Here is a 24,172-nt window from a genome sequence, read left to right on the forward strand (position 1 = left end):
CGTCGGTTGACCCGTCCGAGTGAGATCGAGTCTACAGCGGCCCCACCCGCCCGACCCGGCCCCACACCCCCTCACCTGCACCTTCACCCCGGCACGCCACGTCGGCCGGACCGAACTGCCGCGAAGTGCTTGCCGCCGGACGGGCCAGGGGCTAGCGTCCAATGTCATCAGACAACTCGTCCGATGGCTATGGACGACGCGGCGCGGACCCGCTTCCGCCCACCCGCCCCACCGGGCTCTCCCGCGAAGGCGGTCCGCACCCCGGAATCCCGACAGTGATTCTGCGCTTCCCCGGGCGGTTTTATCCAGCGTCGCCAAAACTGCCCTCCCTCCTCCGGAACCCGTACCTTCAACGCTCCGGGACGCGGGGCGTCACGCCCGGCGCCGGTGACGTCGGACGGAATCTAGGGGTGATCAACGCCCCCGAAACCTGGTTGCCCAAAACTGGCCGCTTTTGCCCCATCCGATCAAGTGATTCAACGTCATGGGCATTGCTCTCAGCACATGCCGACAGCAGATATATGCATGCTTCGTCGGCTCCCCGGCCGGACGGCGTCCGCACGCTGATCACTTGCAGCAGAACCCGGGAGTGGTATGTGCGACGAATTCTGCGGGCCCGCCCTCGCGGCATGGCTCGCCCGAGGAGCCGACGGGCCGCGGCGCCGCCTCGACGAGTGGGCACGCGCCAGGAACAGGGTGACACTGCTGCCGGCCGGCCACCGGTGGGACGCCGTCAGGATCCCCGAACGGCCGGGCCACGAGGTCCTCGCGCGGCTGCGGGACGGCACCGCGCCCGTCGGGCCCGCCATGTGGGACCGGCGCTGCGGCTTCCTGTACTTCCTCGTGCCGCCCCGTGGCGAGGACGTCTGGTCACCGCTCGGGCTGCGCCTGCTCACCCTCGGCGGATGGCTGGCCGCCGCAGACCCGCGGCAGCGGGCCCGGCACCCGGCGCTGTGGCTCCACTCCGGCGACGACGTCCGGCTCACCGGCCCGGCATATCTCTACATCGCCTGCCTGGAGGTCCTGACCGCCGGCGCCCGCTTCCTGCCCCGCGTCCCCGCGTCCCTGTGAACCGGCCGCCGTGACGGTCTCCGCCGCGTGAGGTGGCGGCGAAGAGGACCGGGGTCGGCCACTCGTCCTTCGTGTCACCGCTCCGAGTGAGCGGGGGCCCGGATCACGCCGGAACACGTCCGCGGAAAAAACTTCCGCCGACGTGTCGATCCGCGCGCCGCCCGTTCGACGCGTAGGCAGGAGCGGGGAGGATCCCCGCCGGTACGCGAAGAAGGAGAAGCCATGCGTTTCATGTCCCTGATCCGGATCAACGAGGACAACGTCCCGGAGGGCGGCCCCGACGAACGGCTGATGGAGGAGATGGGCAGGCTCATCGAGGAGATGTCCAAGGCCGGCGTGCTGCTGGACACGGCGGGTCTGCGGCCCACCTCCGAAGGGACGCGGCTGCACTGGGACCACGGGAAGCTGTCCGTGGTCGACGGGCCCTTCACCGAGTCCAAGGAGTTCATCGGCGGCTACGCGATCATCCAGGCGAAGTCGAAGGAGGAGGCCGTGGAGTGGACCAAGCGCTTCCTGCAGATCCACGGCGACGCCTGGGAGATCACCTGCGAGCTGCGGCAGGTCGAGGAGGCCCCCGAGCTCTCCTGAGCGCCGCGGCCGGCCGCCGGTTGCCCTCGCGGGGAGGGGCTGCTGTGATGGGTGGCTGTGACGGCTTCGGCTCCAGGTACCGATGACGCCCGCCGTGCGATCGAGGCGGTGTGGCGGATCGAATCGGCCCGGGTGATCGCCGGTGTCGCGCGGATCGTGCGCGACATCGGCGTCGCCGAGGAACTCGCCCAGGACGCCCTGGTCGCCGCCCTCGAGCAGTGGCCCGGGGCCGGTGTCCCCGACAACCCCGGCGCCTGGCTGACGGCCACGGCGAAGCACCGCGCGATCGACCTCGTCCGCCGCAGGGAGGTCTTCGCGCGCAAGCTCAGGGAACTGGGCCACACCCTGGAGGACGACCGGGCGTACGAGCCGGACTTCGCGGCGGCCGAGGCGGCCGCCGACGGCGACATCGAGGACGACCTGCTGCGGCTGGTCTTCACCGCCTGCCACCCGGTGCTGTCCACCGAGGCGCGCGTGGCGCTCACGCTGCGGCTGGTCGGGGGGCTGACGACCGCCGAGATCGCGCGCGCCTACCTGGTCCCGGAGGCGACCGTCGCCCAGCGCATCGTCCGGGCGAAGCGGACGCTGGCGAAGGCGGACGTGCCCTTCGAGCAGCCGCACGGCCCCGAGCGGGTCGAGCGGCTCTCCTCCGTCCTGGAGGTCATCTACCTGGTCTTCAACGAGGGCTACTCGGCGACCGCGGGCGACGACTGGATGCGCCCGGCGCTGTGCGAGGACGCGCTGCGCCTGGCCAGGGTGCTAACGGGGCTGATGCCCAAGGAGCCCGAGGCGCACGGCCTGGCCGCGCTGCTGGAGATCCAGGCCTCGCGTTCGGCGGCCCGTACCGGCCCGGACGGGCAGCCGGTCCTGCTGGCCGACCAGGACCGGCGACGCTGGGACCAGCTGCTGATCCGGCGCGGTTTCGCCGCCCTGGCCCGCGCAGAGGCGGCGGGCGGTCCGCCGGGCCCGTACGCGTTGCAGGCCGCCATCGCTGCCTGCCACGCGCGCGCCCCGCACCCGCGGGACACGGACTGGCCGCGGATCGCCGAGCTGTACGCGGCCCTGGCGCGGCGTACGCCGACCCCGGTGGTGGAGCTCAACCGGGCGGTCGCGGTCGCCATGGCGTACGGGCCGGAAGAAGGGCTCGCGCTCGTGGACCGGCTCACCGGCGAACCGTCGCTGCACGGCTACCACCTGTTGCCGAGCGTCCGCGGTGACCTGCTGGAGCGGCTCGGCCGGCACGCCGAGGCCCGCGACGAGTTCCTGCGCGCCGCCTCCCTGACCCGCAACGAGCGCGAGCGCGCCCTGCTGGTGGAACGCGCCGCCCGGGCGAGCCTCGCGGCCGGGGGCGCTAAGGGGTAGGCGGCCGCGTACCGGACGACGGGCCGCGGCGGCGGCCCGCGGCGCTGTCGATGGCCTCGACGACGGGGTGCCGGTGGGCCTCGGGCCCGCGCAGGGCGTGCAGCATCACGAACATCATCAGCGGGCACATCAGGGCCACGGCGAGGATGAAGATCGCGCCGATCGGCACGCCCAGCCCGACGGCGACCACCACCGCGACGGCCGCGACGAGCCCGTACAGCCCGTAGTGACGGCCGGTCGCCCTGATCCTGCCCATCGCGGCCTCCCGCGGTCTCGCCGACGGCCCGGTTCTCATCGTACGGCGGCGGGCGCGCGCCGCATCCGCAGGCCAACGGCCCCTGCCCGGGGCCCGGGTGACGGACGGCCCGGGAGGGGAAGGCGCGCGCCCCCCGCGGTCACGCGCGAACCACCGTGCGCCCTCCCTCACCGGGGGCCGCCGGACGGGTGTACATACCTCCCGCTCATGGGATCATCCTGCGGTGTGCCGCCCGCGGCGCGGCGGGAACCGCGGCCCGCGCGCCGGGCGTCGCCACATGCGGCCACCGCGTCACCGGAGTCCGGAGCGCCCCTGCGCACGGTCCCCGCCCCACGCGACGACCGCGCGCAGGAACACCCATCGTCGTCGACACCCGAGAGGGACAAGGCATGACCGGAACGGCGAGCCGCTACCTCTACCTCACCCGGCACGCGGAGGCGCTGCCGGACGCGAGCGGCCTCACGGAGAACGGCTTCCACCAGGCCGGGCTCCTCGGCGAGCGGCTGAAGGGTTCCCCGGTCTCCGCCGTCCACCACAGTCCGCTGCCCAGTGCCGCGCAGTCCGCGGCGCTGATCGGCGAGCGGCTGGGGAGCGGGGTGCCCGTGGCGCCCAGCGAGCTCGCGGGGGACTACCCGCCGTACTTCCCCGCGGAGTCCGAGCTGCCGCCGGACAGCGCGTACTACCTCTCCCGCTTCCTCGACCACTTCTCCCCCGAGGAGCGCTCCTGGGGGCCGCAGCTGGCCACGGAGGCGCTCACCCGGTTCGCCGGGCCGATGGCGGCGGGCAAGGCCGCGCACGAGCTGCTCGTGACGCACAACTTCCTGATCGGCTGGCTGGTCTCGGCGGCCCTGGACGCGCCCCGCTGGCGGTGGCTCAGCCTCAACCATGCCCACGCCGCCCTGACGGTGATCCGCTACACGCCCGGCCGCCCGAACTCGGTGCTGCTCCTCAACGACATGCGGCACCTTCCGGACGAGCTGCGCTGGACCGGTTTCCCGGCCGAGCTGCACTTCTGAGGGCGGTCGCCCCGACCCCCTTGCCGGACGGACCGGGCCCTGCGCCGCGCCGAACGCCCGGCGCGCGGGCCCGGCACTCGCCCCGGGGACCTTGTGGCCTATGGCAACGTCAACCCGGGCAGTGTTAGAAATGTCGGCATGGTCGATGTTTTCGACCGATTCGGGGCGTGTCAATGCGGTCACTGACCGAGAAGAGCCCGCGCAGCGTCGCCGGACAGGTCTTCATCCTGCAGGTGGCGATCGTCGTGCTGCTCGTCGCGTGCGGCGTGTTCGCGCTCGTCCTGCAGTCCCGGCACGACAGCGAGCGCGAGGCCGTCGACCGTTCGATCGCGGCGGCGAGCACCTTCGCGCGCTCCCCCGGCCTGGTGGACGTGCTGAAGGAACCGGACCCCTCCAAGACCCTCCAGCCGATCACCGAACTGGCCCGCAAGGAGGCCGGGGTCGACTTCATCGTGGTCATGGACACCGACGGGATCCGTTACACGCACCCGATCCCCGGCCGGATCGGCCAGCGGTTCGTGGGCACCATCGAGCCGTCCCTGCAGGGCCGGGTCCACACGGAGAGCGTGCAGGGCCCCCTCGGCCACGAGGTCCAGGCGGTGGTTCCGGTCTTCGACCCCGTCGACGACCCGCACGGGCAGGTCGTGGCGCTGGTGTCGGCCGGCATGAAGGTGAAGAACGTGACCGGTGTGGTCTCCAGGCAGCTGCCGATCATCCTCGGCGCCGGTGCGGCCGCGCTCGCCCTGGCCATGGGCGGCACGGCCCTGGTCGCCAAACGCCTGCGCCGCCAGACCCACCGACTGGACGCGGCCGAGATGACCCGCATGTACGAGCACCACGACACGGTGCTGCACTCCGTGCGGGAGGGCGTGCTCATCGTCGACGAGGACGGGCGGCTGCTGCTCGCCAACGACGAGGCCAAACGCCTGCTCGACCTCGCCCCCGACGCCGAGGGCCGGCGGATCGTGGATCTGCCGGGGCTCGACCCCGGCACGGTCGAGCTGCTGACCTCACGGCGGGTGGCCACCGACGAGGTACTCCCGGCCGGCGACCGCCTGCTGGCGGTGAACCAGCGCCCCACCAACGGCCACGGCGGCCCCAAGGGCTCGATCGCGACCCTGCGCGACTCCACCGAGCTGCGTGCGCTGTCCGGCCGCGCCGAGGCCGCCAGGGAACGTCTCAAGCTGCTCTACGACGCCGGCCTGGGCATCGGCACCACCCTCGACGTGGTGCGCACCGCCGAGGAGCTGGCCCAGGTCGCCGTGCCGCGCTTCGCGGACTTCGTCACCGTCGACCTGGCCGACCCGGTGCTGCGCGGCGAGGAGCCGAGCGGCATCGCCGGCTCCGACATGCGCCGCACGGCCGTCAACGGCATCCGCTCCGACGCCCCGCTCTACCCGCTCGGCAAGCTGATCGACTTCCTGCCCTCCACCCCGCAGGCGCGGGGCTTCGGCAGCGGCCGCTCGGAGATCGTCGCCGACCTGGCCGCCGACCCCGGCTGGCTCGCCCAGGACCCCGAGCGCACCGACCGGGTCGTCGGGTACGGCATCCACTCGCTGATCGCGGCCCCGCTCAAGGCCCGCGGCGTGGTGCTGGGCATCGCCAACTTCTGGCGTTCGGAGAAGCCGGAACCGTTCGACGAGGACGACCTCTCGCTCGCCGAGGAACTGGTGGCCCGGGCCGCGATCAACATCGACAACGCGCGCCGCTACACCCGCGAGCACGCCCTGGCCGTGACCCTGCAGCGCAGCCTGCTGCCGCGCGCCCTGCCCGAGCAGAGCGCCCTGGACGTGGCCCACCGCTACCTGCCCGCGCAGTCCGGCGTCAGCGGCGACTGGTTCGACGTGATCCCGCTGCCGGGCAACCGGGTGGCGCTGGTCGTCGGCGACGTCGTGGGCCACGGGCTGCACGCCGCCGCCACGATGGGACGGCTGCGCACCGCGGTCCACAACTTCTCCACCCTCGACCTGCCGCCCGACGAGCTCCTCGGCCACCTCGACGACCTGGTCGGGCGCATCGACCAGGACGAGTCCGGCACCAACATCGGGGCCGGCGTCATGGGCGCCACCTGCCTGTACGCGATCTACGACCCCGTCTCGCGGCGCTGCGCGATGGCCCGGGCGGGGCATCATCCGCCCGCCCTGGTCCGCCCCGACGGCAGCGTGGAGTTCCCCGACCTGCCCGCCGGGCCGCCACTGGGCCTGGGCGGCATGCCGTTCCGGACGGCCGAGCTGGAACTGGCGGAGGGCACGCAGCTCGTCCTGTACACCGACGGGCTGATCGAGGACCGCACCCGGGACCTCGACGTCGGCATGGAGATGCTGAAGCAGGCCCTGGCCGCCCACCCGGACCGGCCGCCCGAGGAGAGCTGCCGGGCCGTGCTGGAGGCGCTGCTGCCGGGCCGGCCCAAGGACGACGTCGCGCTGCTGATCGCCCGCACCCGCGCCACCCCCGCCGACCACGTCGCGGAATGGGACGTGCCCTTCGATCCCGCGGCGGTGTCGGGGATGCGGGCCGCCGTCGCGGAGAAGCTGGACGAGTGGGGCCTGTCGGAGCTGGCGTTCGGCATGGAGCTGGTGCTCAGCGAACTGATCACCAACGCGATCCGCTATGCCTCCGCGCCCATCGGGGTGCGGCTGCTGCTCGACCGCACCCTGACCTGCGAGGTGTCCGACGGCAGCAGCACCTCGCCGCACCTGCGCTACGCCGCCACCACCGACGAGGGCGGCCGCGGGCTGTTCCTCGTCGCGCAGGTCGCCGAGCGCTGGGGCACCCGTTACACCCCCGGGGGCAAGGTGATCTGGGCGGAGCAGCCGCTGCCCGCCTGGGCGGACCGTGCCCTGGCCGAGGGCACGCGGCTGACGGGCGCGGTCGACGCCACGACGCGCTGAGGGCCCCCGGCCCGGCCGCCGGCCCCGGGCTCAGACCGGCGTCTCCGCCAGCACGCGCGCCCGGCAGCGGGCCGGCGTGCCCCAGGCGGAGCGCAGCGCGCGGGCCTTGGTCAGCCACAGGGACAACTCGTACTCGGCGGTGTAGCCGAGGGCGCCGTGCAGTTGCAGCGCGGTGCGCGCCGCCCGGTACGCGGCCTCGCCGCACGCCGCCTTCGCTGCGGCGACGTCGGCGCCGCCGCCGGTCACGGCGGCGCCGTGCAGAAGGGGCCGGGCGAACTCCAGGGCGATCAGGGTGTCGGCCAGCCGGTGCTTGACGGCCTGGAAGGAGCCGACCGGGACGCCGAACTGGTGGCGCCGCCGCACGTGGTCGACCGTACGGGCCAGCAGCGCGAGCCCGACGCCGAGCGCCTGGGCCGCCGTGACGAGGGCGGCCAGGTCGGCGGCGCGGGCGGCCGCGGCCGCGACGGCGGGCCCGGTGGCGAGCACCGCCGCGGTGTCCTCGCACGGCAGGGCCAGGCGCCGCACGGGGTCGAGGGAGGGCAGGACCGGACCGTGTTCGCGGGCCAGCAGCAGCCGGTCGCCGCTCACGAGCAGGACGCCGTCGGCCGCGTCGGCGTCGAGCGCGTGACCGCCCTCCGGAGCGGCGAGACCGAGCAGGGCCCGCCCGGCGGCGACCCGGGGCAGCCACTCCTTGGCGGGCCCCGGGTCGGGCAGCGCGTCCAGGAGCGCGGCCGCGGCCACCGTCTCGACGACCGGTCCGGGCACGGCGTACCGCCCCAGCTCGACGAAGGCGAGCGCGAGCTCGACGGGGCGCGGGCCGTAGCCCTCGTACGCCTCCGGCACGGCCAGCGCGAACAGCCCGGCATCGGCCAGCCGGGTCCACAGCCGCCGCCCCGGCCCGTGCTCCTCCGCCGCCCAGGCACGGGCCGTCTCGGGCGTCCCGGCCGCCGCGAGCATGCGGTCCAGGGTGCGGACGAAGTCCGCCTGCTCCGCGGTCGGCAGGAACCTCATCGGCCGCGCCCCCTCGGCAACCCGAGCAACCGCTCGGCGATGATGTCGCGCTGGATCTCGTTCGTACCCGCGTACACCGGACCGGCCAGCGCGAACACCCAGCCTTCGGCCCAGGGGCCGTCGGCGGCCTCACCGAGGGGGCCGAGCAGGTCCAGCGCGGTCTCGTGGAGGGCGATGTCCAGCTCGGACCAGAAGACCTTGGTGAGGCTGGACGCCCCGGCCTCCGGTGCGAAGCCCCCGGCGGCGCGGGCGGCGCCCGCGTAGGCGGCGAGCTGGTAGGCGCGGGCACCGATCAGAGCGTCCGCGACGCGGTCGGCGGCGGCCGGGTCCGCGTCCTCGCCGCGCGCGTGCCACAGGGCCGCGAGGCGGCGGGCGGACGCCGTGAAGCGGCCGGGGCTGCGCAGGGTGAGGCCGCGCTCGTCGGCGGCCGTGCTCATGGCCACCCGCCAGCCGTCGCCGGGGGCGCCGATGACATCGGCGTCGGGCACGAAGACGTCGTCCAGGAAGAGTTCGGCGAAGGCCGGCTTCCCGTCGAGGCGGGCGATCGGCCGCACGGTCACACCGGGCGCGTCGAGCCCGAACATCAGGTAGGTCAGCCCCAGGTGCGGCCTCGGCGCCCCGGGGTGGCTGCGGAACAGCCCGAAAGCGCGGTCGGCGAAGGCGGCGCGGGAGGACCAGGTCTTCTGGCCGCTCAGCAGCCACCCGCCGTCGGTGCGGGTGGCGGTCGAGCGCAGCGACGCCAGGTCGGAACCCGCCTCCGGCTCGGACCAGGCCTGCGCCCAGATCACCTCGCCCCGCGCCATGGGCGGCAGGACGCGGTCGCGCTGCTCCTTCGTGCCGTGTTCCAGGAGCGTGGGGCCGAGCAGGCTGACGCCGTTCTGGCCGACCCGGCCGGGCGCCCCGGCGGCGTGGTACTCCTCCTCGAAGACCAGCCACTGCACGAGCGTCGCTCCCCGCCCCCCGTACGCGGCGGGCCAGGAGACGACCGACCAGCGGTCGGCGGCCAGCCGCCGCTCCCAGGCGCGGTGGGCGGCGAACCCCTCGGCCGTCTCCAGGGAGGGCAGCGGGACGGCGGGGACGTGCACGGCGAGCCAGTCCCGGGCCCGGCGCCGGAAGGACCGGTCCTCCGGGGTGAGGTCGAGATCCACCCGCTCCCCCTTCCCTAACAAGTGTTTGGTAGATTAACGTCGGTGGCGTGACTCCACCACCCCCGTACCAGCCGGGCCACGCGCTGCTGGCGGACCGCACCGCGGTCGTCACCGCCGCGGCCGGCGCCGGCATCGGCGGCGCGACGGCCCGGCGCCTCCTGGAGGAGGGCGCCCGGGTGGTGATCGGCGACGCCCACGCGCGGCGGCTGGAGGAGTGCGCGGCGGCCCTGGCGGACGAGTTCGGGCCGGACCGGATCGCCGGCCTGCCCTGCGACGTCACCGACGAGGCCCAGGTCGCGGCGCTGCTCGACCTCGCGGAACACCGGCACGGACGGCTGGACGTCGTGGTCAACAACGCCGGCCTCGGCGGCACCGCCGAGCTGACCGAGATGACCGACGCCCAGTGGGGGAAGGTCCTGGACGTCACCTTGAACGGCACCTTCCGGTGCACCCGCGCCGCGCTGCGCCGGATGAAGGCCTCGAGGACCGGCGGCGTCATCGTCAACAACGCCTCCGTCGTCGGCTGGCGCGCCCAGGCCGGGCAGGCGCACTACGCCGCGGCCAAGGCAGGGGTCATGGCGCTCACCCGCTGCGCGGCGGTGGAGGCGGCGGCGTACGGGGTGCGGGTCAACGCCGTCTCCCCCAGCCTCGCCCTGCACCCGCACCTGGTGAAGGTGACCACCCCCGGCGTGCTGGAGGAACTGACCGCGCGCGAGGCATTCGGCCGGCCGGCGGAACCCTGGGAGGTCGCCAACGTGATCGTCTTCCTCGCCTCCGGCTACTCCTCGTACATGACCGGGGAGGTCGTCCCGGTGAGCAGCCAGCACGCGTGAAGCGAGAATGATCCCCGTGCCGAAGACCACGCCGAAAACCACACCGAGGACCACACCGAGGACGGCCAAGAGCCCCGCGGGCGGCGCGGCCGCCCCCGACGGGCGCCGTGCCGAACTCCTCGCCATCGCCGCCAGGGTGTTCGCCGCCCAGGGCTACGACGCCACCACCGTCCGGCGGATCGCGGACGAGGCGGGGATGCTCGCGGGCAGCCTCTACTACCACTTCGACTCCAAGGAGTCGATGCTGGACGAGATCCTCTCGGCCTTCCTGGACGAGCTGTGGGCCGGGTACGAGAGCGTGCTCGCGGCCGGCCTCGGCCCGCGGGAGACCGTCGAGGCCCTGGTCACCGAGTCCTTCCGGGAGATCGACCGGCACCTGGACGCGGTCGCGATCTACCAGCGGGAGGCCCGGCAGCTGGCGTCCTCGCAGCCGCGCTTCGGCTACCTCGCCGATTCGCAGCGCAGGTTCGAGCGGCTCTGGCTCGGAACGCTGGAACACGGCGCCGCCGCCGGGGTCTTCCGCGCCGACCTCGACCTGAGGCTCGCGTACCGCTTCATCCGCGACACCGTCTGGGTCGCGGCGTCCTGGTACCGGCCGGGCGGGCAGCACAGCCCCGAGGAGATCGCCCGGCAGTACCTGTCCATGGTGCTGGACGGCGTCACCGTCCGGGAGTGACGGAGCCGCCCCCGGTCCACCACCCGGTCCCCACGGAGGAGCAGTCATGGCCGAGGCCTACATCGTCGAAGCGGTCCGCACCCCGGTCGGCCGGCGCGGCGGCGGGCTGTCCGCGGTCCACCCCGCCGACCTCGGCGCCCATGTGCTGAAGGCGCTGATGGAACGTTCCGGGGCCGACCCGGCGGCGGTCGAGGACGTGGTCTTCGGCTGCCTCGACCAGGTCGGCCCGCAGGCGGGTGACATCGCCCGCACCAGCTGGCTGGCGGCCGGCCTGCCCGAGGCAGTGCCCGGGGTCACCGTCGACCGCCAGTGCGGCTCCTCCCAGCAGGCCGTCCACTTCGCCGCCCAGGGCGTGCTGTCCGGTACCCAGGACCTCGTCGTGGCGGGCGGCGTCCAGAACATGTCGGCCATCCCGATCGGCTACGCCAACCACCGTGCCGTCGAGCCGCTCGGCATGACCGGGGGCCCGTTCTCCGGCTCCGAGGGCTGGCGCGCCCGCTACGGGAGCACCCCGGTGAGCCAGTTCCACGGCGCGGAGCTCATCGCCGCGAAGTGGGGCATCACCCGTGCGGACATGGAGGAGTTCGCGCTCCGCTCCCACCGTCGCGCGATCGCCGCCGCCGACGGGGGCCGCTTCGACCGCGAGCTCGTCCCCTACGCCGGTGTCACCGCCGACGAGGGCCCGCGCCGCGACACCTCGCCGGAGAAGATGGCCGCCCTCAAACCCCTGGTCGAGGGCGGCCGGCTGACCGCGGCCCTCTCCTCCCAGGTGTCCGACGGGGCCGCCGCCCTGCTCATCGCCTCCGAGCGCGCCGTCCGCGAGCACGGGCTCACCCCACGGGCCCGGATCCACCACCTGTCGGTGCGCGGCGAGGACCCCATCCGCATGCTCTCCGCCCCCATTCCGGCGACCGCGCACGCGCTGAAGAAGACCGGGATGACCGTGGACGACATCGACCTGGTCGAGATCAACGAGGCCTTCGCCCCCGTCGTCCTGGCCTGGCTCAAGGAGACCGGCGCCGACCCCGCCCGGGTCAACGTCAACGGCGGCGCCATCGCGCTCGGCCACCCGCTCGGCGCCACGGGCGTGAAGCTGATGACCACCCTCCTGCACGAACTGGAGCGCACCGGCGGGCGCTTCGGCCTCCAGACCATGTGCGAGGGCGGCGGCCAAGCCAACGTCACGATCATCGAGCGCCTCTGAGGCACCCGGCCCCCGGGGCGTGAAGGGGCCGCTCCGCGGGCGGTCGTCGCCGTCGGCGCGGGCCCGCGCCCTGCCCGGCACGCGACCTGTGCCGCGCCGCCGGGTACGGCCGGGCCTTCGTCCCGGGGCGCCGTCGTTCGGCGCTCACGGCACCGCCCTCCCCCGCTCCTCCGCAGGGGGCTCCGCCCGTCTTCGCGACGGTCCCACGCCGGCCCCGCGCTGGTGCGGCACAGCGGGTCGGGTCGGCGCCTGCACGCCCGCGCGTGCGGTTGCGCCGGCCCCGGCCGCCCCGGCCCCGGGCCCGCCCCGCGCCCGGGGCTCCGCGTCACCGCCGGTGCGTCACTGTCCTTGCGGCCGCGCCCCGTACACCCGCCCAGGGGGCTCCGCCGCTGCGAGCAGCTTCGTGGCGGCCTCCCCCGCCTCCGCGGGCGTCCAGCGGGCGCCCCGGTCGGCGGTGGGCCCCGCACGCCAGCCCTCCATGACCGTGAGGCGGCCGCCCTCGGCCTCGAAGACCCGCCCGGTGACCCCGGCGGAGGCGGCCGAGCCGAGCCAGACGACGAGCGGCGAGACGTTGCCCGGCGCCATGGCGTCGAAGGCGCCGCCCCCGGGCACGGCCATGGTCTCGGCGAAGACCGCCTCGGTCATCCGGGTCCGGGCCGCCGGGGCGACGGCGTTGACCCGTACCCCGTAACGCGCCAGTTCGGCGGCGGCCACCAGGGTCAGTCCGACGACGCCCGCCTTGGCCGCCGCGTAGTTGCCCTGCCCGACGCTGCCCAGCAGCCCGGCGCCGGACGTCGTGTTGACGATCCGCGCGTCGGGGGCGCGGCCCGCACGGGTCTCGGCCCGCCAGTGCGCTGCCGCGTGCCTGAGCGGCAGGAAGTGGCCGGTGAGGTGGACCCGCAGGACGGCGTCCCAGTCGTCCTCGCCGAGGTTGACGAGCATCCGGTCGCGCAGGAAGCCCGCGTTGTTGACGAGGGTGTCCAGCCGCCCGAAGGCCTCCAGGGCGGTGGCGACGAGGGACGCCGCGCCCTGCGCGGTGGCGATGTCGGCCTCGTGGACGACGGCCTCGCCGCCCCGGGCACGGATCTCCCCGGCGACCTCGTGGGCGGGAGCGGCCGAACTCCCGGCACCGTCCGGCCCGGCGCCGAGGTCGTTGACCACGACCCGGGCGCCCTCGGCGGCGAACGCGAGAGCGTGCGCCCGTCCCAGCCCGCGCCCCGCACCGGTGACGGCGACCACGCGCCCGGCGCAGAGCCCCGTCGTGGCGCCGCCGTCAGCCGTCATCGCGCCCATCCCGTTCCCCTTCCGTCGCGGGCCGCGGCGAGGAACGCCGGGGCCTCCCCTCCGCCGTGCAGCTGCAGACTGGCCCCGCTGATGTAGCGGGCCCGGTCGGAGGCGAGGAAGACGCACGCGTCCCCCACCTCCGCCGGCTCGGCGAGCCGGCCGAGCGGCACCGTCCGCCCGACCGCGGCGACACCGTCCTCGTCGCCGTAGTGCAGATGCGCCGACTCCGTGCGGACCATGCCGAGAACCAGGGTGTTGACGCGGATCAGCGGGGCCCATTCGACGGCCATGGACCGGGCGAGGCTCTCCAGGCCGGCCTTGGCGGCGCCGTAGGCCGCCGTGCCCGGTGAGGGGCGGCCACCGCTGACGCTGCCGATCATCACGACCACCCCGCCCTCGGGCTGACGTGCCATCACCCGGTGAACGGCGAGCGAGGCGTTGAGCGGCGCGAGCAGATTGAGCTCGACCACCCGGGCGTGCCGTTCCGCGCCCGCCTCGCCCAGCAGCCGGTGCGGCGTCCCTCCCGCGTTGTTGACCAGGACGTCGATGCGCCCGTACGCCTCCGCCACGGCCCCGAGGACCTCGTCGGCGGCTGCCGGGTCGCACAGGTCCACCGCCCGGAAGTCGGCCCCGTGGGGGGCCGGCCGGGGCGGCGGGCGGCGGGCGCAGACCACGACACGGGCGCCGGCCTCCGCGAAAGCACGGGCGATGCCGGCGCCGACCCCTCGCGTGCCGCCGGTCACGACGGCGACCCGGTCCGACAGATCGACAGTCATGCTCACGCCGGAGTACCTTTCCCCTAACAAACGTTTGGTGGAAAGGTAGCTGATCCACGGATGACTGTCTCCACCTCGCACCCCGAACCCGGCGTCGCCGCCGTCACCGTCGACCACCCGCCGGTCAACGCCCTTCCCGTACACGGCTGGTACGAACTGGCCGACGCCCTGCGCGCCGCCGGCCGCGACCCGGGCACCCGTTGCGTCGTCCTGCGCGCGGAGGGCCGCGGATTCAACGCGGGCGTCGACCTCAAGGAGATGCAGCGCACGGCGGGCCACACGGCCCTCATCGGCGCCAACCGCGGCTGCTACGAGGCCTTTGCGGCCGTCTACGAGTGCGAGGTGCCGGTCGTCGCGGCCGTCCACGGCCACTGCCTCGGCGGCGGCATCGGCCTGGTCGGCAACGCGGACGCCGTCGTCGCCGCGGAGGACGCCACCTTCGGGCTGCCCGAGCTGGACCGCGGCGCCCTGGGCGCGGCCACCCACCTCGCGCGGCTGGTCCCCCAGCACCTGATGCGCACGCTCTACTTCACCTCACGCACCGTCACCGCCGCCGAGCTCCACGGACACGGCTCGGTCTGGCGGGTCGTGCCCCGCGGGGAGCTCGACGCCGCGGCTCTCGGCCTCGCCCGGGAGATCGCGGCCAAGGACGGCGAGCTGCTCCGCCTCGCGAAGGCCGCCATCAACGGGATCGACCCCGTCGACGTCCGCCGCAGTTACCGCTTCGAACAGGGCTTCACCTTCGAGGCCAACCTCAGTGGTGTCGCGGACCGGCACCGCGACGCCTTCGTGTCCGGTTCCGCTTCCGGCTCCGGCTTCGGCTCCGGCTCCGGGAGGCGGCGATGAGCGGCAAGGTCATGACCGCGGACGAGGTGGCCGCCGGGCTCCGCTCCGGGATGACCGTCGGCATCGGCGGCTGGGGTTCCCGCCGCAAGCCGATGACCCTGGTGAAGGCCGTCCTGCGGTCCGGCGTCACGGACCTGACCGTCGTGTCCTTCGGAGGCCCGGACGTCGGCCTGCTGGCCGCGGCGGGCCGGATCCGCAGGCTGGTGACCGCCTTCGTCACCCTGGACTCGGTCCCCCTCGAACCGCACTTCCGGGCCGCCCGGCAGGACGGTGCCCTCGAACTCACCGAGCTGGACGAGGCCATGATGATGTGGGGGCTGACGGCCGCCGCGCACCGGCTGCCCTTCCTGCCGGTACGCGCCGGACTCGGTTCCGACGTGATGCGGGTCAACCCCCGGCTGCGGACGGTCACCTCGCCGTACGACGACGGGGAGGAGCTGGTCGCCGTCCCCGCGCTGCGCCTGGACGCCGCCCTGGTGCACCTCAACCGTGCCGACGCCCGCGGAAACGGCCAGTACCTGGGCCCGGACCCGTACTTCGACGACCTGTTCTGCGAGGCTGCGGACGCCGCCTATGTGTCGTGCGAACGCGTCGTCGACACCGCCGACCTGCTGAAGGCGGCCGGCCCGCAGTCCCTCCTGGTCAAGCGGCAGTTCGTCACCGGGGTCGTCGAGGCCCCGCACGGCGCGCACTTCACCTCCTGCGTCCCCGACTACGACCGCGACGAGGCCTTCCAGCGGGAGTACGCCCGGGCCGCCGCCGATCCCGGCGCCTGGGCGGCCTTCGCCGAGCGTCTGGTGTCGGGCGCGGGGAAGGAGCGGCCGTGAGCCCCACCCGGGCCGAATACGCCGTCGTCGCCTGCGCCGAGGCATGGCGGGGCGACGGCGAGGTGCTGGCCGCCCCCATGGGCCTGATCCCCTCCCTGGGCGCGCGGCTGGCCCGGCTGACCTTCGCGCCGGATCTGCTGCTCACCGACGGCGAGGCCCTTCTCCTTGACGCGGCGGGCGAGGTGGAGGGCTGGCTGCCCTACCGGCAGCACCTGGCGCTGGTCACCGGCGGCCGGCGGCACGTCATGATGGGCGCGAGCCAGCTCGACCGGTACGGCAACCAGAACATCTCGTGCATCGGCGACTGGCACCGGCCCGTCCGGCAACTGCTGGGCGTGCGGGGCGCACCCGTCAACACGCTCAACAACCCGACCAGCTACTGGGTGCCGCGGCACTCGCCGCGGGTCTTCGTCGAACGCGTCGACATGGTGTGCGGCGTCGGCCACGACAGGGCGGCCGCCGCCGGCCCGTCGGCGACCCGCTTCCACGACCTCCGCCGGGTCGTCAGCGACCTGGGGGTCTTCGACTTCGAGACCGCGGACCGCACCATGCGCGTCCGTTCCCTGCACCCCGGGGTGGACCCGGCGGCCCTCCGGGAGGCCACCGGCTTCCCGTTGCCGGCCCCCGCGGACGTGCCGCGCACCCGCGAGCCCGGCACGGAGGAGCTGCGGCTGATCCGTACCGTCCTCGACCCCGAAGGGCTGCGGGAGCGGGAGGTGCCGGCCTGATGGAGACCGCGCTGACCCGGCTCACCGGGGTCCGCCACCCCCTGGTGCAGACCGGCATGGGCTGGGTCGCCGGCCCCCGCCTGGTGTCGGCCGCGGCCAACGCCGGCGCGCTCGGCATCCTCGCCTCGGCCACCATGAGCCCGGCGCGGCTGCGCGAGGCCGTACGTGAGGTGCGGGAGCGCACCCAGGGGGCGCCCTTCGGGGTCAACCTGCGGGCGGACGCTGGGGACGCCGCGGAGCGGGTGCGCATCATCATCGAGGAGGACGTCCGCGTCGCCTCCTTCGCGCTGGCTCCCTCCCGCGAGCTCATCGGCCGTCTCAAGGACGCGGGGGTCGTGGTCGTCCCCTCGGTCGGGGCGCGGCGGCACGCCGAGAAGGTCGCCGCCTGGGGTGCGGACGCCGTGATGGTGCAGGGCGGCGAGGGCGGCGGCCACACGGGGAACGTCGCCACGACGGTGCTGCTGCCCCAGGTCGTGGACGTCGTCGGCATCCCCGTGATCGCGGCCGGCGGCTTCTTCGACGGCCGCGGCCTGGCGGCCGCCCTGGCGTACGGCGCGGCGGGCGTCGGCATGGGCACCCGCTTCCTGCTCACCTCCGACAGCCCGGTGCCCGACGCGGTCAAGGCCCGCTACCTGGCCGCCTCGGTGCGGGACGTCGTCGTCACCGACCGCGTCGACGGGCTGCCGCACCGCATGCTCCGCACCGACCTGGTGGCCGCCCTGGAGCGCTCCGGGAGGACGGCCGCCCTGCTGCGCGCCCTGCGGCACGCGGCGGCCTTCCGTCATCTCTCGGGAATGGGCCCGCGTGCCATGGTGCGGGACGGCTTGGCGATGCGGCACGGCAGGAAGCTGACCTGGAGTCAGACCCTGCTCGCCGCCAGTACGCCGATGATGCTGAAGTCCGCCATGGTCGACGGCCGCCCGGACCTGGGGGTGATGGCCGCCGGGCAGGTCGCGGGCGTGATCGACGACCTGCCCTCCTGCACGGAGCTCGTCGCACGCGTCATGGCCGAGGCCGAGCACGCCCTCGCCCGCCTGGCCGGGCTCGCCGCGCCCGCCTGAGAGCCCCTGGCGGGCCCTCTCGCGGCCGCCCGCCCGCGCCGCGGCAGCGGGTGCCCGCGGGCCGCCGGCGTCTCCCCCACGGGCACCCACACGTCCCCGGCGGACGGGCCCGTAGCGCTTCCGCCCGCCGACGGCGCCCGCCCGAACCGGCGCAGGAGCCCGCGCGGCCAGTGCCGCCAGGGCCGAGCGAGGCCTTCCGCAACGGGTACGCCGGCCCGCATGGCGCGGCCGAGCGGAAGCAGCCCGCCACACACGCCGGCGCAGGCACCGCGCCGCCCGCCGCCCCCGGCGGCACCCACCCGGTCGAACGGGCCCGGCGGCGGTCACCCCACCGGTCGAGCCGCCCCCCGGGGAGCGGCGCGCCGCCTTGATCACGTGCGTCACGGCTGTTGCCATGGCGCACTATGGCGACGACGCATGAGCTGACGTCACCGGATGCCCGGCCCCGCGCGCGCCACGCCGCACCGCCGCGCAGCCGCCCGCACTCCGGGGTCCTTCTGCTCGCCTGTCTGGCGGCGCTCTTCACCGTGGTCCAGCTCCTCCTGGTCGTCGCGCCCGGCATGGGCCTCGGCTGGGACGAGTCGGTCTACGTCAGCCAGGTCTCCCCGGACATCCCCTCGGCGTTCTTCAGCGCGCCCCGCTCCCGGGGCGTGCCCGCCCTCGTGGCACCGGTGGCCCTGCTGACCGCGTCGACCCTCGCGCTCCGCGTCTACCTGGCGGTGCTGTCGGGCGCGGCGCTGTTCCTGGCACTGTGGTTGTGGCGGCCGCTGCTCGGCACCCGGGTGGTGGCGCTGGCCGGGGTGCTCTTCTGCGGGCTGTGGGTGACCCTGCTCTACGGCCCCCAGGCGATGCCCAACCTCTGGGTCGCGCTGGTGGCCCTGATCGCGGTGGGCTGCTACCTGCACGCGGCGGCGCCGGGGAGCACCGGCCGGGGCGCGCTCGCCGGCCTGGCCGCGGCCTTCGCGGCGCTGACCCTGCTGCGGCCGCACGACGCCGCCTGGCTGGCCCTGCCGCTGGGCGTCGCCGCGCTCTTCCTGCGCGGCAGGCGCCGCCTGGTGCTGCTCGCGGTCATCGCCGCCGGGGCCCTGCTGGGCGGCGCCCAGTGGGTCGTCGAGGCGTTCACCGCCTACGGCGGCATCCTCGCCCGGATGGACCGCGCGAACGCCATCGAGGGCGGCCTCGGCTGGCACCTGGCCTTCGCGGACCAGCTCAGCACCCTGGACGCCTCCCACACGTTGTGCCGCCCCTGCGACGCGGTCTGGCAGCACAAGGGTGACGCCGTGTGGTGGTTCGCCCTGCCCGCCCTGGTGGCGGCCGGGGTCGCCCTCGCACCGCGCCGCGAGGGGCAGGCGCCCGGTGCGCGCTTCCTGCCGGCGGCGTGCGGCCTGTCCCTGGCTCTGCCGTATCTGCTGCTCATCGACTACGCCGCGCCGCGCTTCCTGCTCCCGGCGTACGCACTGCTCGCCCTGCCCGCCGCGCAGTGCCTGCTCCTGATCCCCGGGCGGGTACGGCCGGCGCTGCGGCCGGCCGTCACCGGCGCCGTGGTCGCCGTCGTGCTCGCGCAGCTCGTCACCCAGCAGATCGTCCTCCACCGCGCGGTGCACATCTCGACCATCGGCAACGACGACTACGCCCGCATGGCCGCGGAACTGAACCGGCTCGGGGTGCGCCCTCCGTGCCTGGTCACCGGGCCGATGGCGACGCCCGTCGGCTACCAGGCGCGCTGCGCCTCCGGCCAGACCGCGGGGAACAACGAGAACCTGACCCCGGCCGGCATCCTGCGGCTCGCCCGCACGCAGCCCGTCGCCGTCCTGACCCCCCGGGGCGGACAGCCGCCCGCGTACGCGCGTGACTGGCCCTCCCGGCCGCTGCCGAACCTGAACTACCACCAGGGCTACCGCGTCCACCTCTCGCCCAGGTGACGGCCACAATGGACGGGTGATCCCGGACGTCCGCCTGCCCTCCCCGCTGGTCGAGCTGTGCGACGACGAGCGGCTGACCGGGCGCGGCGTGCGAATGCTCGTCAAGCGGGACGACCTCATCCATCCCGACCTGCCCGGCAACAAGTGGCGCAAGCTCCACCTGAACCTGCGGGCCGCCCTCGACGGCGGCCACGGCCGGCTGCTCACCTTCGGCGGCGCCTACTCCAACCACCTGCGCGCCACCGCGGCCGCCGGCCGGCTGCTGGGCATCGCGACCACGGGCGTCGTCCGGGGCGACGAGCTGGCCGGGCGCCCGCTCAACCCCTCCCTGGCGCAGGCCGCCGCCGACGGGATGCGGCTGCACTTCCTCGACCGGGCGACCTACCGCCGCAAGCACGAGCCGGAGGTCCTCACGGCCCTCCTGGACCGCCTGGGCCCCGCCTACGTCGTCCCCGAGGGCGGCAGCAACGCGCTCGCCGCGCGGGGCTGCGTGGCGCTCGGCGAGGAGCTGCGCGGCAGGGCGGACGTCGTGGGCGTGGCCTGCGGCACGGGCGGCACCCTGGCCGGTCTGGCGGCCGGGCTGGATCCGGGCCAGCGGGCCATCGGCTTCCCGGTGCTCAAGGGCGGCGGTTTCCTGGCCGGGGAGATACACCGGCTCCAGGAGGCGGCCTTCGGCGGGCCGCGCGGCAGGTGGCTGCTGGACGACCGCTTCCACCACGGCGGCTACGCCCGCGTCTCGCCCGGGCTGCGGGCGTTCGCCGAGGACTTCGGCGCGCGGCACGGCTTCGTCCCGGACTCCGTCTACGTCGCGAAGATGCTCCACGGGCTGTTCTCGCTGACGCACGAGGGTGCCTTCGCGCCCGGGACGACGGTTGCGGCCGTCGTGACCGGGCGGCCGACCGGTTAGCCTTGCTGGCATGATCCGAGCCGCGACCCCTGGCGACGTCCCGGAGATCCACGCGATGGTCCGCGAACTCGCGGAGTACGAGCGGGAGCCGGACAGCGCGCGGGCCACCACGCAACAGCTCCACGACGCCCTCTTCGGCCCGGATCCGGCCGTCTTCGCGCTCATGGCCGAGGACGACACCCTGGGTGTGCCCGTGGGCTTCGCGCTGTGGTTCCGGAACTTCTCCACCTGGACCGGGACCCACGGCGTCTATCTGGAGGACCTGTACGTGCGCCCGCATGCGCGCGGCGGCGGCCACGGCAAGGCCCTGCTCGCCGGACTCGCCGCCATATGCGCCGAGCGGGGCTACGAACGTTTCGAATGGTCCGTGCTGGACTGGAACGAGCCGTCCCTCGCCTTCTACCGCGCGATGGGCGCCCGTCCCCAGGACGAATGGACGGTACAACGACTGACCGGCGAACCCCTTCGTGCCCTCGCTGAGCAGGCACGTGTCAACAAAGCGACATCTCTTTCGAATTGAGACCGCAGACCACTAGCCACGTTGCGTGCTCGTGCCCTTACTATGGGTGACAGTCGTGGGGTGCCGGGTCAGGGCTCATTCACGGCGGCGACCGTGCTCCGTCCGGGCGACACCGGGGTACGGATCGCGATAGCGTCGCTGGCGAACCGAACCAGATCAGTGCAATGCCGATGAGGGCAGTGCGTGTGCCACCTTGGAGGTGAGGGTGTCCCAGATCGCAGGCGAGCCCGGGTCGAAGGACTTCGTCGAGGTCCGGCTGCCCGCGGCAGGGGCCTACCTGTCGGTGCTGCGTACGGCTACGGCAGGACTCGCGGCCCGCTTGGACTTCACCCTCGACGAGATCGAAGACCTGCGCATCGCCGTGGACGAGGCGTGCGCCATCCTGCTCCAGCAGGCCGTCCCGGGGTCCGTGCTGAGCTGCGTCTTCCGCCTGGTCGGGGACGCTCTGTGGGTGACCGTGTCGGCACCCACGACCGACGGCCGCGCCCCGGAGCGCGACACCTTCGCCTGGACGGTGCTGTCCGCACTGGCCGGCGAGGTGGACTCCAGCGTGGCCGACGACAAGACCGTGAGCATCGCCCTGCACAAGAAGCGCGGTGCCGGACCGGGACAGCTGTAACGGGGGAATCGCCGTGAACGATCTGGAAGGCAGCACCCCGGGGGTGCGGGGCCGCCCCGTACCCGCTCCTGCGGCGCGGCGTCACGAGGCGCGGCCGCATCCCGGCACCGGGCCCGTGGCCGGCCTCGGGAACAGTGAGGCGGCCGGGCAGACGGATCAGGCGGATCGGGCGGATCGCATGGCGCAGGAGCAGCAGGAACAGGACCACGAGCAGAAGCAGGAGCAGCACGCACCGGAACAGCACGAGCCCGAGCAGCACGAGCCCGAGCAGCACGGGCACCACGACCGGGCCGGCGCCCGGGCGCTCTTCGTGGAGCTCAGCAAGCTCCCTCCGGGTTCCCCGGAGCGCGCCGAGCTGCGCAACCGGCTGGTCCGCATGCACCTGCCGCTGGTGGAGCACCTCGCCCGCCGGTTCCGCAACCGCGGCGAGCCGCTCGACGACCTGACCCAGGTCGCCACGATCGGCCTGATCAAGTCCGTGGACCGCTTCGACGTGGAGCGCGGGGTGGAGTTCTCCACCTACGCCACCCCGACCGTCGTCGGCGAGATCAAGCGGCACTTCCGCGACAAGGGCTGGGCGGTGCGCGTCCCGCGCCGTCTGCAGGAGCTGCGGCTCGCCCTGACGACGGCGACCGGCGAGCTCTCGCAGCAGCACGGGCGGGCCCCGACGGTGCACGAGCTGGCCGAGCATCTGAAGATCACGGAGGAGGAGGTCCTGGAGGGCCTCGAATCCGCCAACGCGTACAGCACGCTCTCCCTGGACGTGCCCGACACCGACGACGAGTCGCCGGCCGTCGCCGACACCCTCGGCGCGGAGGACGACGCGCTGGAGGGTGTGGAGTACCGGGAGTCGCTCAAGCCGCTGCTGGAGCAGCTGCCGCCGCGCGAGAAGAAGATCCTGCTGCTGCGCTTCTTCGGGAACATGACCCAGTCGCAGATCGCCCAGGAGGTCGGCATCTCCCAGATGCACGTCTCCAGGCTGCTGGCCCGCACGCTGGCCCAGCTGCGCGACAAGCTCCTGGTCGAGGAGTGACGACCGGGCGGAGGTGACGGCGGCGCCCCTCGGGCGCCGCGGTTCACTGCTCGGCCGTGCGCCCGATCCCGAGGGCGTCGGTGGCCGCGGGGTGGACGAGGAGCACCAGCTCGGCGATGGCGGCCGCACCCAGCACGGCACCGGCCGCGATCATGGCGCCGCCCGCCTGCACCATGGTCCAGGCGACGGGGAGCGCGACGAGCTGGATGATCAGCGCGGGGCCGCGGCTCCAGCGGCGCGCGTTCCACAGACCGTACGCCGCGGCCAGCGGCATGGCCGCCAGGGCGAGAACGGTGACGCCCCCGGCCTCCGCCTGGCGCGGACTGTCGGGGTCGCCGAGGATCCCCACGACCAGCATCGCGATCCCCCAGGCCGCCAGGGCGGCGCCTTCCAGTGCCGCGACCGCGGCCGCCGCCGCGAGGCGGCGCGTACGGCCCGGCTGCGTCGCGGGCTTCTCGTTGCCACTCACCCCAGCAGGGTAGCCGCCGTATCCGGACCACCAGGGGTACGGCCCGGTACCGCCCGGTAGGTACGCTGGCGGTCATGCGCGCCCTTCTCGTGGTCAATCCAGCCGCCACCACCACCAGCGCCCGGACGCGTGACGTCCTCGCGCACGCGCTCGCCAGCGACCTGAAGCTGGAGGTCGCCGCGACCGAGTACCGCGGTCACGCGCGCGACCTCGCGCGGCAGGCCGCGGAGGGCGGGGAGATCGAGCTGGTCGTCGCCCTGGGCGGGGACGGCACCGTCAACGAGGTGGTCAACGGCCTGCTGCACAACGGCCCCGACCCGGAGGGGCTGCCGAAGCTCGCGGTGGTGCCCGGCGGGTCCACGAACGTGTTCGCGCGCGCCCTGGGGCTGCCCAACGACGCCGTGGAGGCCACCGGAGCGCTGCTGGACGCCCTGCGCGAGCGCAGCTCCCGCACGGTCGGCCTGGGCCTGGTGAGCGGCACCCCGGGCACGGAGGACGAGGGGGTGCCGGCGCGCTGGTTCACCTTCTGCGCCGGGCTGGGTTTCGACGCGGGTGTCGTCGGACGGGTGGAACAGCAGCGCGAGCACGGAAAGCGTTCGACGCACGCGCTCTACATACGCCAGGTGATGCGCCAGTTCCTCGCCGAGCCGAACCGGCGCAACGGCACGATCACCCTGGAGCGGCCCGGCGAGGACCCGGTGACCGACCTCGTCCTGACCCTCGTCTGCAACACCGCGCCGTGGACCTACCTGGGCAACCGGCCGATCTACGCCTCCCCCCGGGCCTCCTTCGACACCGCCCTCGACGTGCTCGGACTGTCCAGGCTGTCCACCGCGGCGGTGGCCCGCTACGCCACCCAGCTGCTGCGTTCGACCCCGGAGCGCGGGCCCGAGGGCAAGCACGCGACCTCCCTGCACGATCTGACGGACTTCACCTTGCATTCGCAGGCGCCACTGCCGTTCCAGGTGGACGGAGACCACCTGGGACTGCGAATGAGCGCAACCTTCACAGGCGTACGCCGTGCACTGCGTGTGATTGTGTAAGCAGAAGGACATAAAGTCCTTTCACTCGAACGTTTAGGCTGCCCTGCACCCCATGGAAGTACGGCTGTGACGGAGCCGACA

24 protein-coding genes are annotated in these 24,172 nt (G+C 74.4%); 18 read left to right on the forward strand and 6 right to left on the reverse strand.

What is annotated here, in order from left to right; translation table 11 throughout:
* Nucleotides 1–594 precede the first annotated feature (594 nt).
* The 3 genes from ACFW3D_RS18220 (at nucleotide 595) to ACFW3D_RS18230 (ending at nucleotide 3,021) form a co-directional block, all read left to right on the forward strand.
* On the forward strand, nucleotides 595–1,071 hold the full coding sequence (locus ACFW3D_RS18220) for a hypothetical protein (protein ID WP_500505165.1): 477 nt from the start codon (nucleotides 595–597) through the stop codon (nucleotides 1,069–1,071).
* Between the two features lie 222 nt (nucleotides 1,072–1,293).
* Complete coding sequence (locus tag ACFW3D_RS18225) at nucleotides 1,294–1,659, forward strand: YciI family protein (protein WP_500505166.1); 366 nt, start codon at nucleotides 1,294–1,296, stop codon at nucleotides 1,657–1,659.
* A gap of 51 nt (nucleotides 1,660–1,710) precedes the next feature.
* Entirely contained in the window at nucleotides 1,711–3,021 is a 1,311-nt protein-coding gene (locus tag ACFW3D_RS18230) for an RNA polymerase sigma factor (protein ID WP_500505167.1), read from the forward strand.
* Here ACFW3D_RS18230 and ACFW3D_RS18235 read toward each other — a convergent pair.
* The gene (locus tag ACFW3D_RS18235) at nucleotides 3,011–3,277 is read right to left on the reverse strand and encodes a hypothetical protein (protein ID WP_500505168.1); all 267 of its coding nucleotides are present in this window, start codon (nucleotides 3,275–3,277) and stop codon (nucleotides 3,011–3,013) included. The genes ACFW3D_RS18230 and ACFW3D_RS18235 overlap by 11 nt on opposite strands.
* A 389-nt stretch (nucleotides 3,278–3,666) precedes the next feature.
* Between ACFW3D_RS18235 and ACFW3D_RS18240 the strand changes: the two genes are divergently transcribed.
* Nucleotides 3,667–4,293 (forward strand): histidine phosphatase family protein, encoded by a 627-nt coding sequence (locus tag ACFW3D_RS18240; protein WP_500505169.1) that lies wholly within the window; start codon nucleotides 3,667–3,669, stop codon nucleotides 4,291–4,293.
* Between the two features lie 173 nt (nucleotides 4,294–4,466).
* Nucleotides 4,467–7,184: a SpoIIE family protein phosphatase gene (locus ACFW3D_RS18245; RefSeq protein WP_500505170.1), complete on the forward strand. Its 2,718-nt coding sequence runs from the start codon at nucleotides 4,467–4,469 to the stop codon at nucleotides 7,182–7,184.
* Between the two features lie 30 nt (nucleotides 7,185–7,214).
* Here the strand turns inward: ACFW3D_RS18245 and ACFW3D_RS18250 are convergent, their stop codons facing one another.
* Nucleotides 7,215–8,195 carry an acyl-CoA dehydrogenase family protein gene (locus tag ACFW3D_RS18250; RefSeq protein WP_500505172.1) on the reverse strand — a complete coding sequence of 327 codons (981 nt, stop codon included), beginning with the start codon at nucleotides 8,193–8,195 and terminating at the stop codon, nucleotides 7,215–7,217.
* Nucleotides 8,192–9,343 (reverse strand): acyl-CoA dehydrogenase family protein, encoded by a 1,152-nt coding sequence (locus tag ACFW3D_RS18255; protein ID WP_500505173.1) that lies wholly within the window; start codon nucleotides 9,341–9,343, stop codon nucleotides 8,192–8,194. The genes ACFW3D_RS18250 and ACFW3D_RS18255 overlap by 4 nt, the downstream gene beginning before the upstream one ends.
* Nucleotides 9,344–9,390: 47 nt before the next feature.
* Here ACFW3D_RS18255 and ACFW3D_RS18260 point away from each other — a divergent pair, with 47 nt between their 5' ends.
* Genes ACFW3D_RS18260 through ACFW3D_RS18270 form a run of 3 tightly spaced genes read left to right on the forward strand, consistent with a single transcriptional unit; the run spans nucleotide 9,391 to nucleotide 12,056 of the window.
* Nucleotides 9,391–10,176, forward strand: a complete 786-nt coding sequence (locus tag ACFW3D_RS18260) for an SDR family oxidoreductase (RefSeq protein WP_500505174.1) — start codon at nucleotides 9,391–9,393, stop codon at nucleotides 10,174–10,176.
* Nucleotides 10,177–10,183: 7 nt separating this feature from the next.
* On the forward strand, nucleotides 10,184–10,852 hold the full coding sequence (locus tag ACFW3D_RS18265; protein WP_500505175.1) for a TetR/AcrR family transcriptional regulator: 669 nt from the start codon (nucleotides 10,184–10,186) through the stop codon (nucleotides 10,850–10,852).
* A 46-nt stretch (nucleotides 10,853–10,898) separates the two neighbouring features.
* Complete coding sequence (locus tag ACFW3D_RS18270; protein WP_500505176.1) at nucleotides 10,899–12,056, forward strand: acetyl-CoA C-acetyltransferase; 1,158 nt, start codon at nucleotides 10,899–10,901, stop codon at nucleotides 12,054–12,056.
* A 339-nt stretch (nucleotides 12,057–12,395) separates the two neighbouring features.
* Here the strand turns inward: ACFW3D_RS18270 and ACFW3D_RS18275 are convergent, their stop codons facing one another.
* Nucleotides 12,396–13,340 (reverse strand): SDR family oxidoreductase, encoded by a 945-nt coding sequence (locus ACFW3D_RS18275; protein WP_500505177.1) that lies wholly within the window; start codon nucleotides 13,338–13,340, stop codon nucleotides 12,396–12,398.
* Nucleotides 13,337–14,122 carry an SDR family oxidoreductase gene (locus ACFW3D_RS18280; protein WP_500505178.1) on the reverse strand — a complete coding sequence of 262 codons (786 nt, stop codon included), beginning with the start codon at nucleotides 14,120–14,122 and terminating at the stop codon, nucleotides 13,337–13,339. The genes ACFW3D_RS18275 and ACFW3D_RS18280 overlap by 4 nt, the downstream gene beginning before the upstream one ends.
* Before the next feature lie 54 nt (nucleotides 14,123–14,176).
* Here ACFW3D_RS18280 and ACFW3D_RS18285 point away from each other — a divergent pair, with 54 nt between their 5' ends.
* The 9 genes from ACFW3D_RS18285 to ACFW3D_RS18325 all read left to right on the forward strand — a co-directional run bounded on the left by ACFW3D_RS18285 (nucleotide 14,177) and on the right by ACFW3D_RS18325 (nucleotide 22,579).
* Nucleotides 14,177–14,962: an enoyl-CoA hydratase family protein gene (locus tag ACFW3D_RS18285; RefSeq protein ID WP_500505179.1), complete on the forward strand. Its 786-nt coding sequence runs from the start codon at nucleotides 14,177–14,179 to the stop codon at nucleotides 14,960–14,962.
* On the forward strand, nucleotides 14,959–15,789 hold the full coding sequence (locus ACFW3D_RS18290) for a CoA transferase subunit A (protein ID WP_500505180.1): 831 nt from the start codon (nucleotides 14,959–14,961) through the stop codon (nucleotides 15,787–15,789). The genes ACFW3D_RS18285 and ACFW3D_RS18290 overlap by 4 nt, the downstream gene beginning before the upstream one ends.
* Entirely contained in the window at nucleotides 15,786–16,517 is a 732-nt protein-coding gene (locus ACFW3D_RS18295) for a CoA-transferase subunit beta (RefSeq protein ID WP_500505181.1), read from the forward strand. The genes ACFW3D_RS18290 and ACFW3D_RS18295 overlap by 4 nt, the downstream gene beginning before the upstream one ends.
* Nucleotides 16,517–17,578, forward strand: a complete 1,062-nt coding sequence (locus ACFW3D_RS18300) for an NAD(P)H-dependent flavin oxidoreductase (RefSeq protein WP_500505182.1) — start codon at nucleotides 16,517–16,519, stop codon at nucleotides 17,576–17,578. Before ACFW3D_RS18295 ends, ACFW3D_RS18300 begins: the two co-directional genes overlap by 1 nt.
* A gap of 404 nt (nucleotides 17,579–17,982) precedes the next feature.
* Nucleotides 17,983–19,500 (forward strand): hypothetical protein, encoded by a 1,518-nt coding sequence (locus ACFW3D_RS18305; RefSeq protein ID WP_500505183.1) that lies wholly within the window; start codon nucleotides 17,983–17,985, stop codon nucleotides 19,498–19,500.
* 16 nt (nucleotides 19,501–19,516) lie between these two features.
* Nucleotides 19,517–20,407 carry a 1-aminocyclopropane-1-carboxylate deaminase/D-cysteine desulfhydrase gene (locus ACFW3D_RS18310; protein WP_500505185.1) on the forward strand — a complete coding sequence of 297 codons (891 nt, stop codon included), beginning with the start codon at nucleotides 19,517–19,519 and terminating at the stop codon, nucleotides 20,405–20,407.
* 10 nt (nucleotides 20,408–20,417) lie between these two features.
* Nucleotides 20,418–20,927 carry a GNAT family N-acetyltransferase gene (locus tag ACFW3D_RS18315; protein ID WP_500505186.1) on the forward strand — a complete coding sequence of 170 codons (510 nt, stop codon included), beginning with the start codon at nucleotides 20,418–20,420 and terminating at the stop codon, nucleotides 20,925–20,927.
* A gap of 205 nt (nucleotides 20,928–21,132) precedes the next feature.
* Nucleotides 21,133–21,546 (forward strand): ATP-binding protein, encoded by a 414-nt coding sequence (locus tag ACFW3D_RS18320; RefSeq protein ID WP_319138557.1) that lies wholly within the window; start codon nucleotides 21,133–21,135, stop codon nucleotides 21,544–21,546.
* 43 nt (nucleotides 21,547–21,589) lie between these two features.
* On the forward strand, nucleotides 21,590–22,579 hold the full coding sequence (locus tag ACFW3D_RS18325) for an RNA polymerase sigma factor SigF (protein WP_500505268.1): 990 nt from the start codon (nucleotides 21,590–21,592) through the stop codon (nucleotides 22,577–22,579).
* A 43-nt stretch (nucleotides 22,580–22,622) separates the two neighbouring features.
* Here ACFW3D_RS18325 and ACFW3D_RS18330 read toward each other — a convergent pair whose 3' ends face one another.
* On the reverse strand, nucleotides 22,623–23,048 hold the full coding sequence (locus ACFW3D_RS18330; protein ID WP_500505187.1) for a hypothetical protein: 426 nt from the start codon (nucleotides 23,046–23,048) through the stop codon (nucleotides 22,623–22,625).
* Between the two features lie 74 nt (nucleotides 23,049–23,122).
* Here ACFW3D_RS18330 and ACFW3D_RS18335 point away from each other — a divergent pair, with 74 nt between their 5' ends.
* Nucleotides 23,123–24,091: a diacylglycerol/lipid kinase family protein gene (locus ACFW3D_RS18335; protein WP_500505188.1), complete on the forward strand. Its 969-nt coding sequence runs from the start codon at nucleotides 23,123–23,125 to the stop codon at nucleotides 24,089–24,091.
* Nucleotides 24,092–24,172: the final 81 nt, after the last annotated feature.

Origin of the sequence: Streptomyces sp. NPDC058864, assembly GCF_042742985.1 — a bacterium.
Classification (GTDB): Bacteria; Actinomycetota; Actinomycetes; order Streptomycetales; family Streptomycetaceae; genus Actinacidiphila.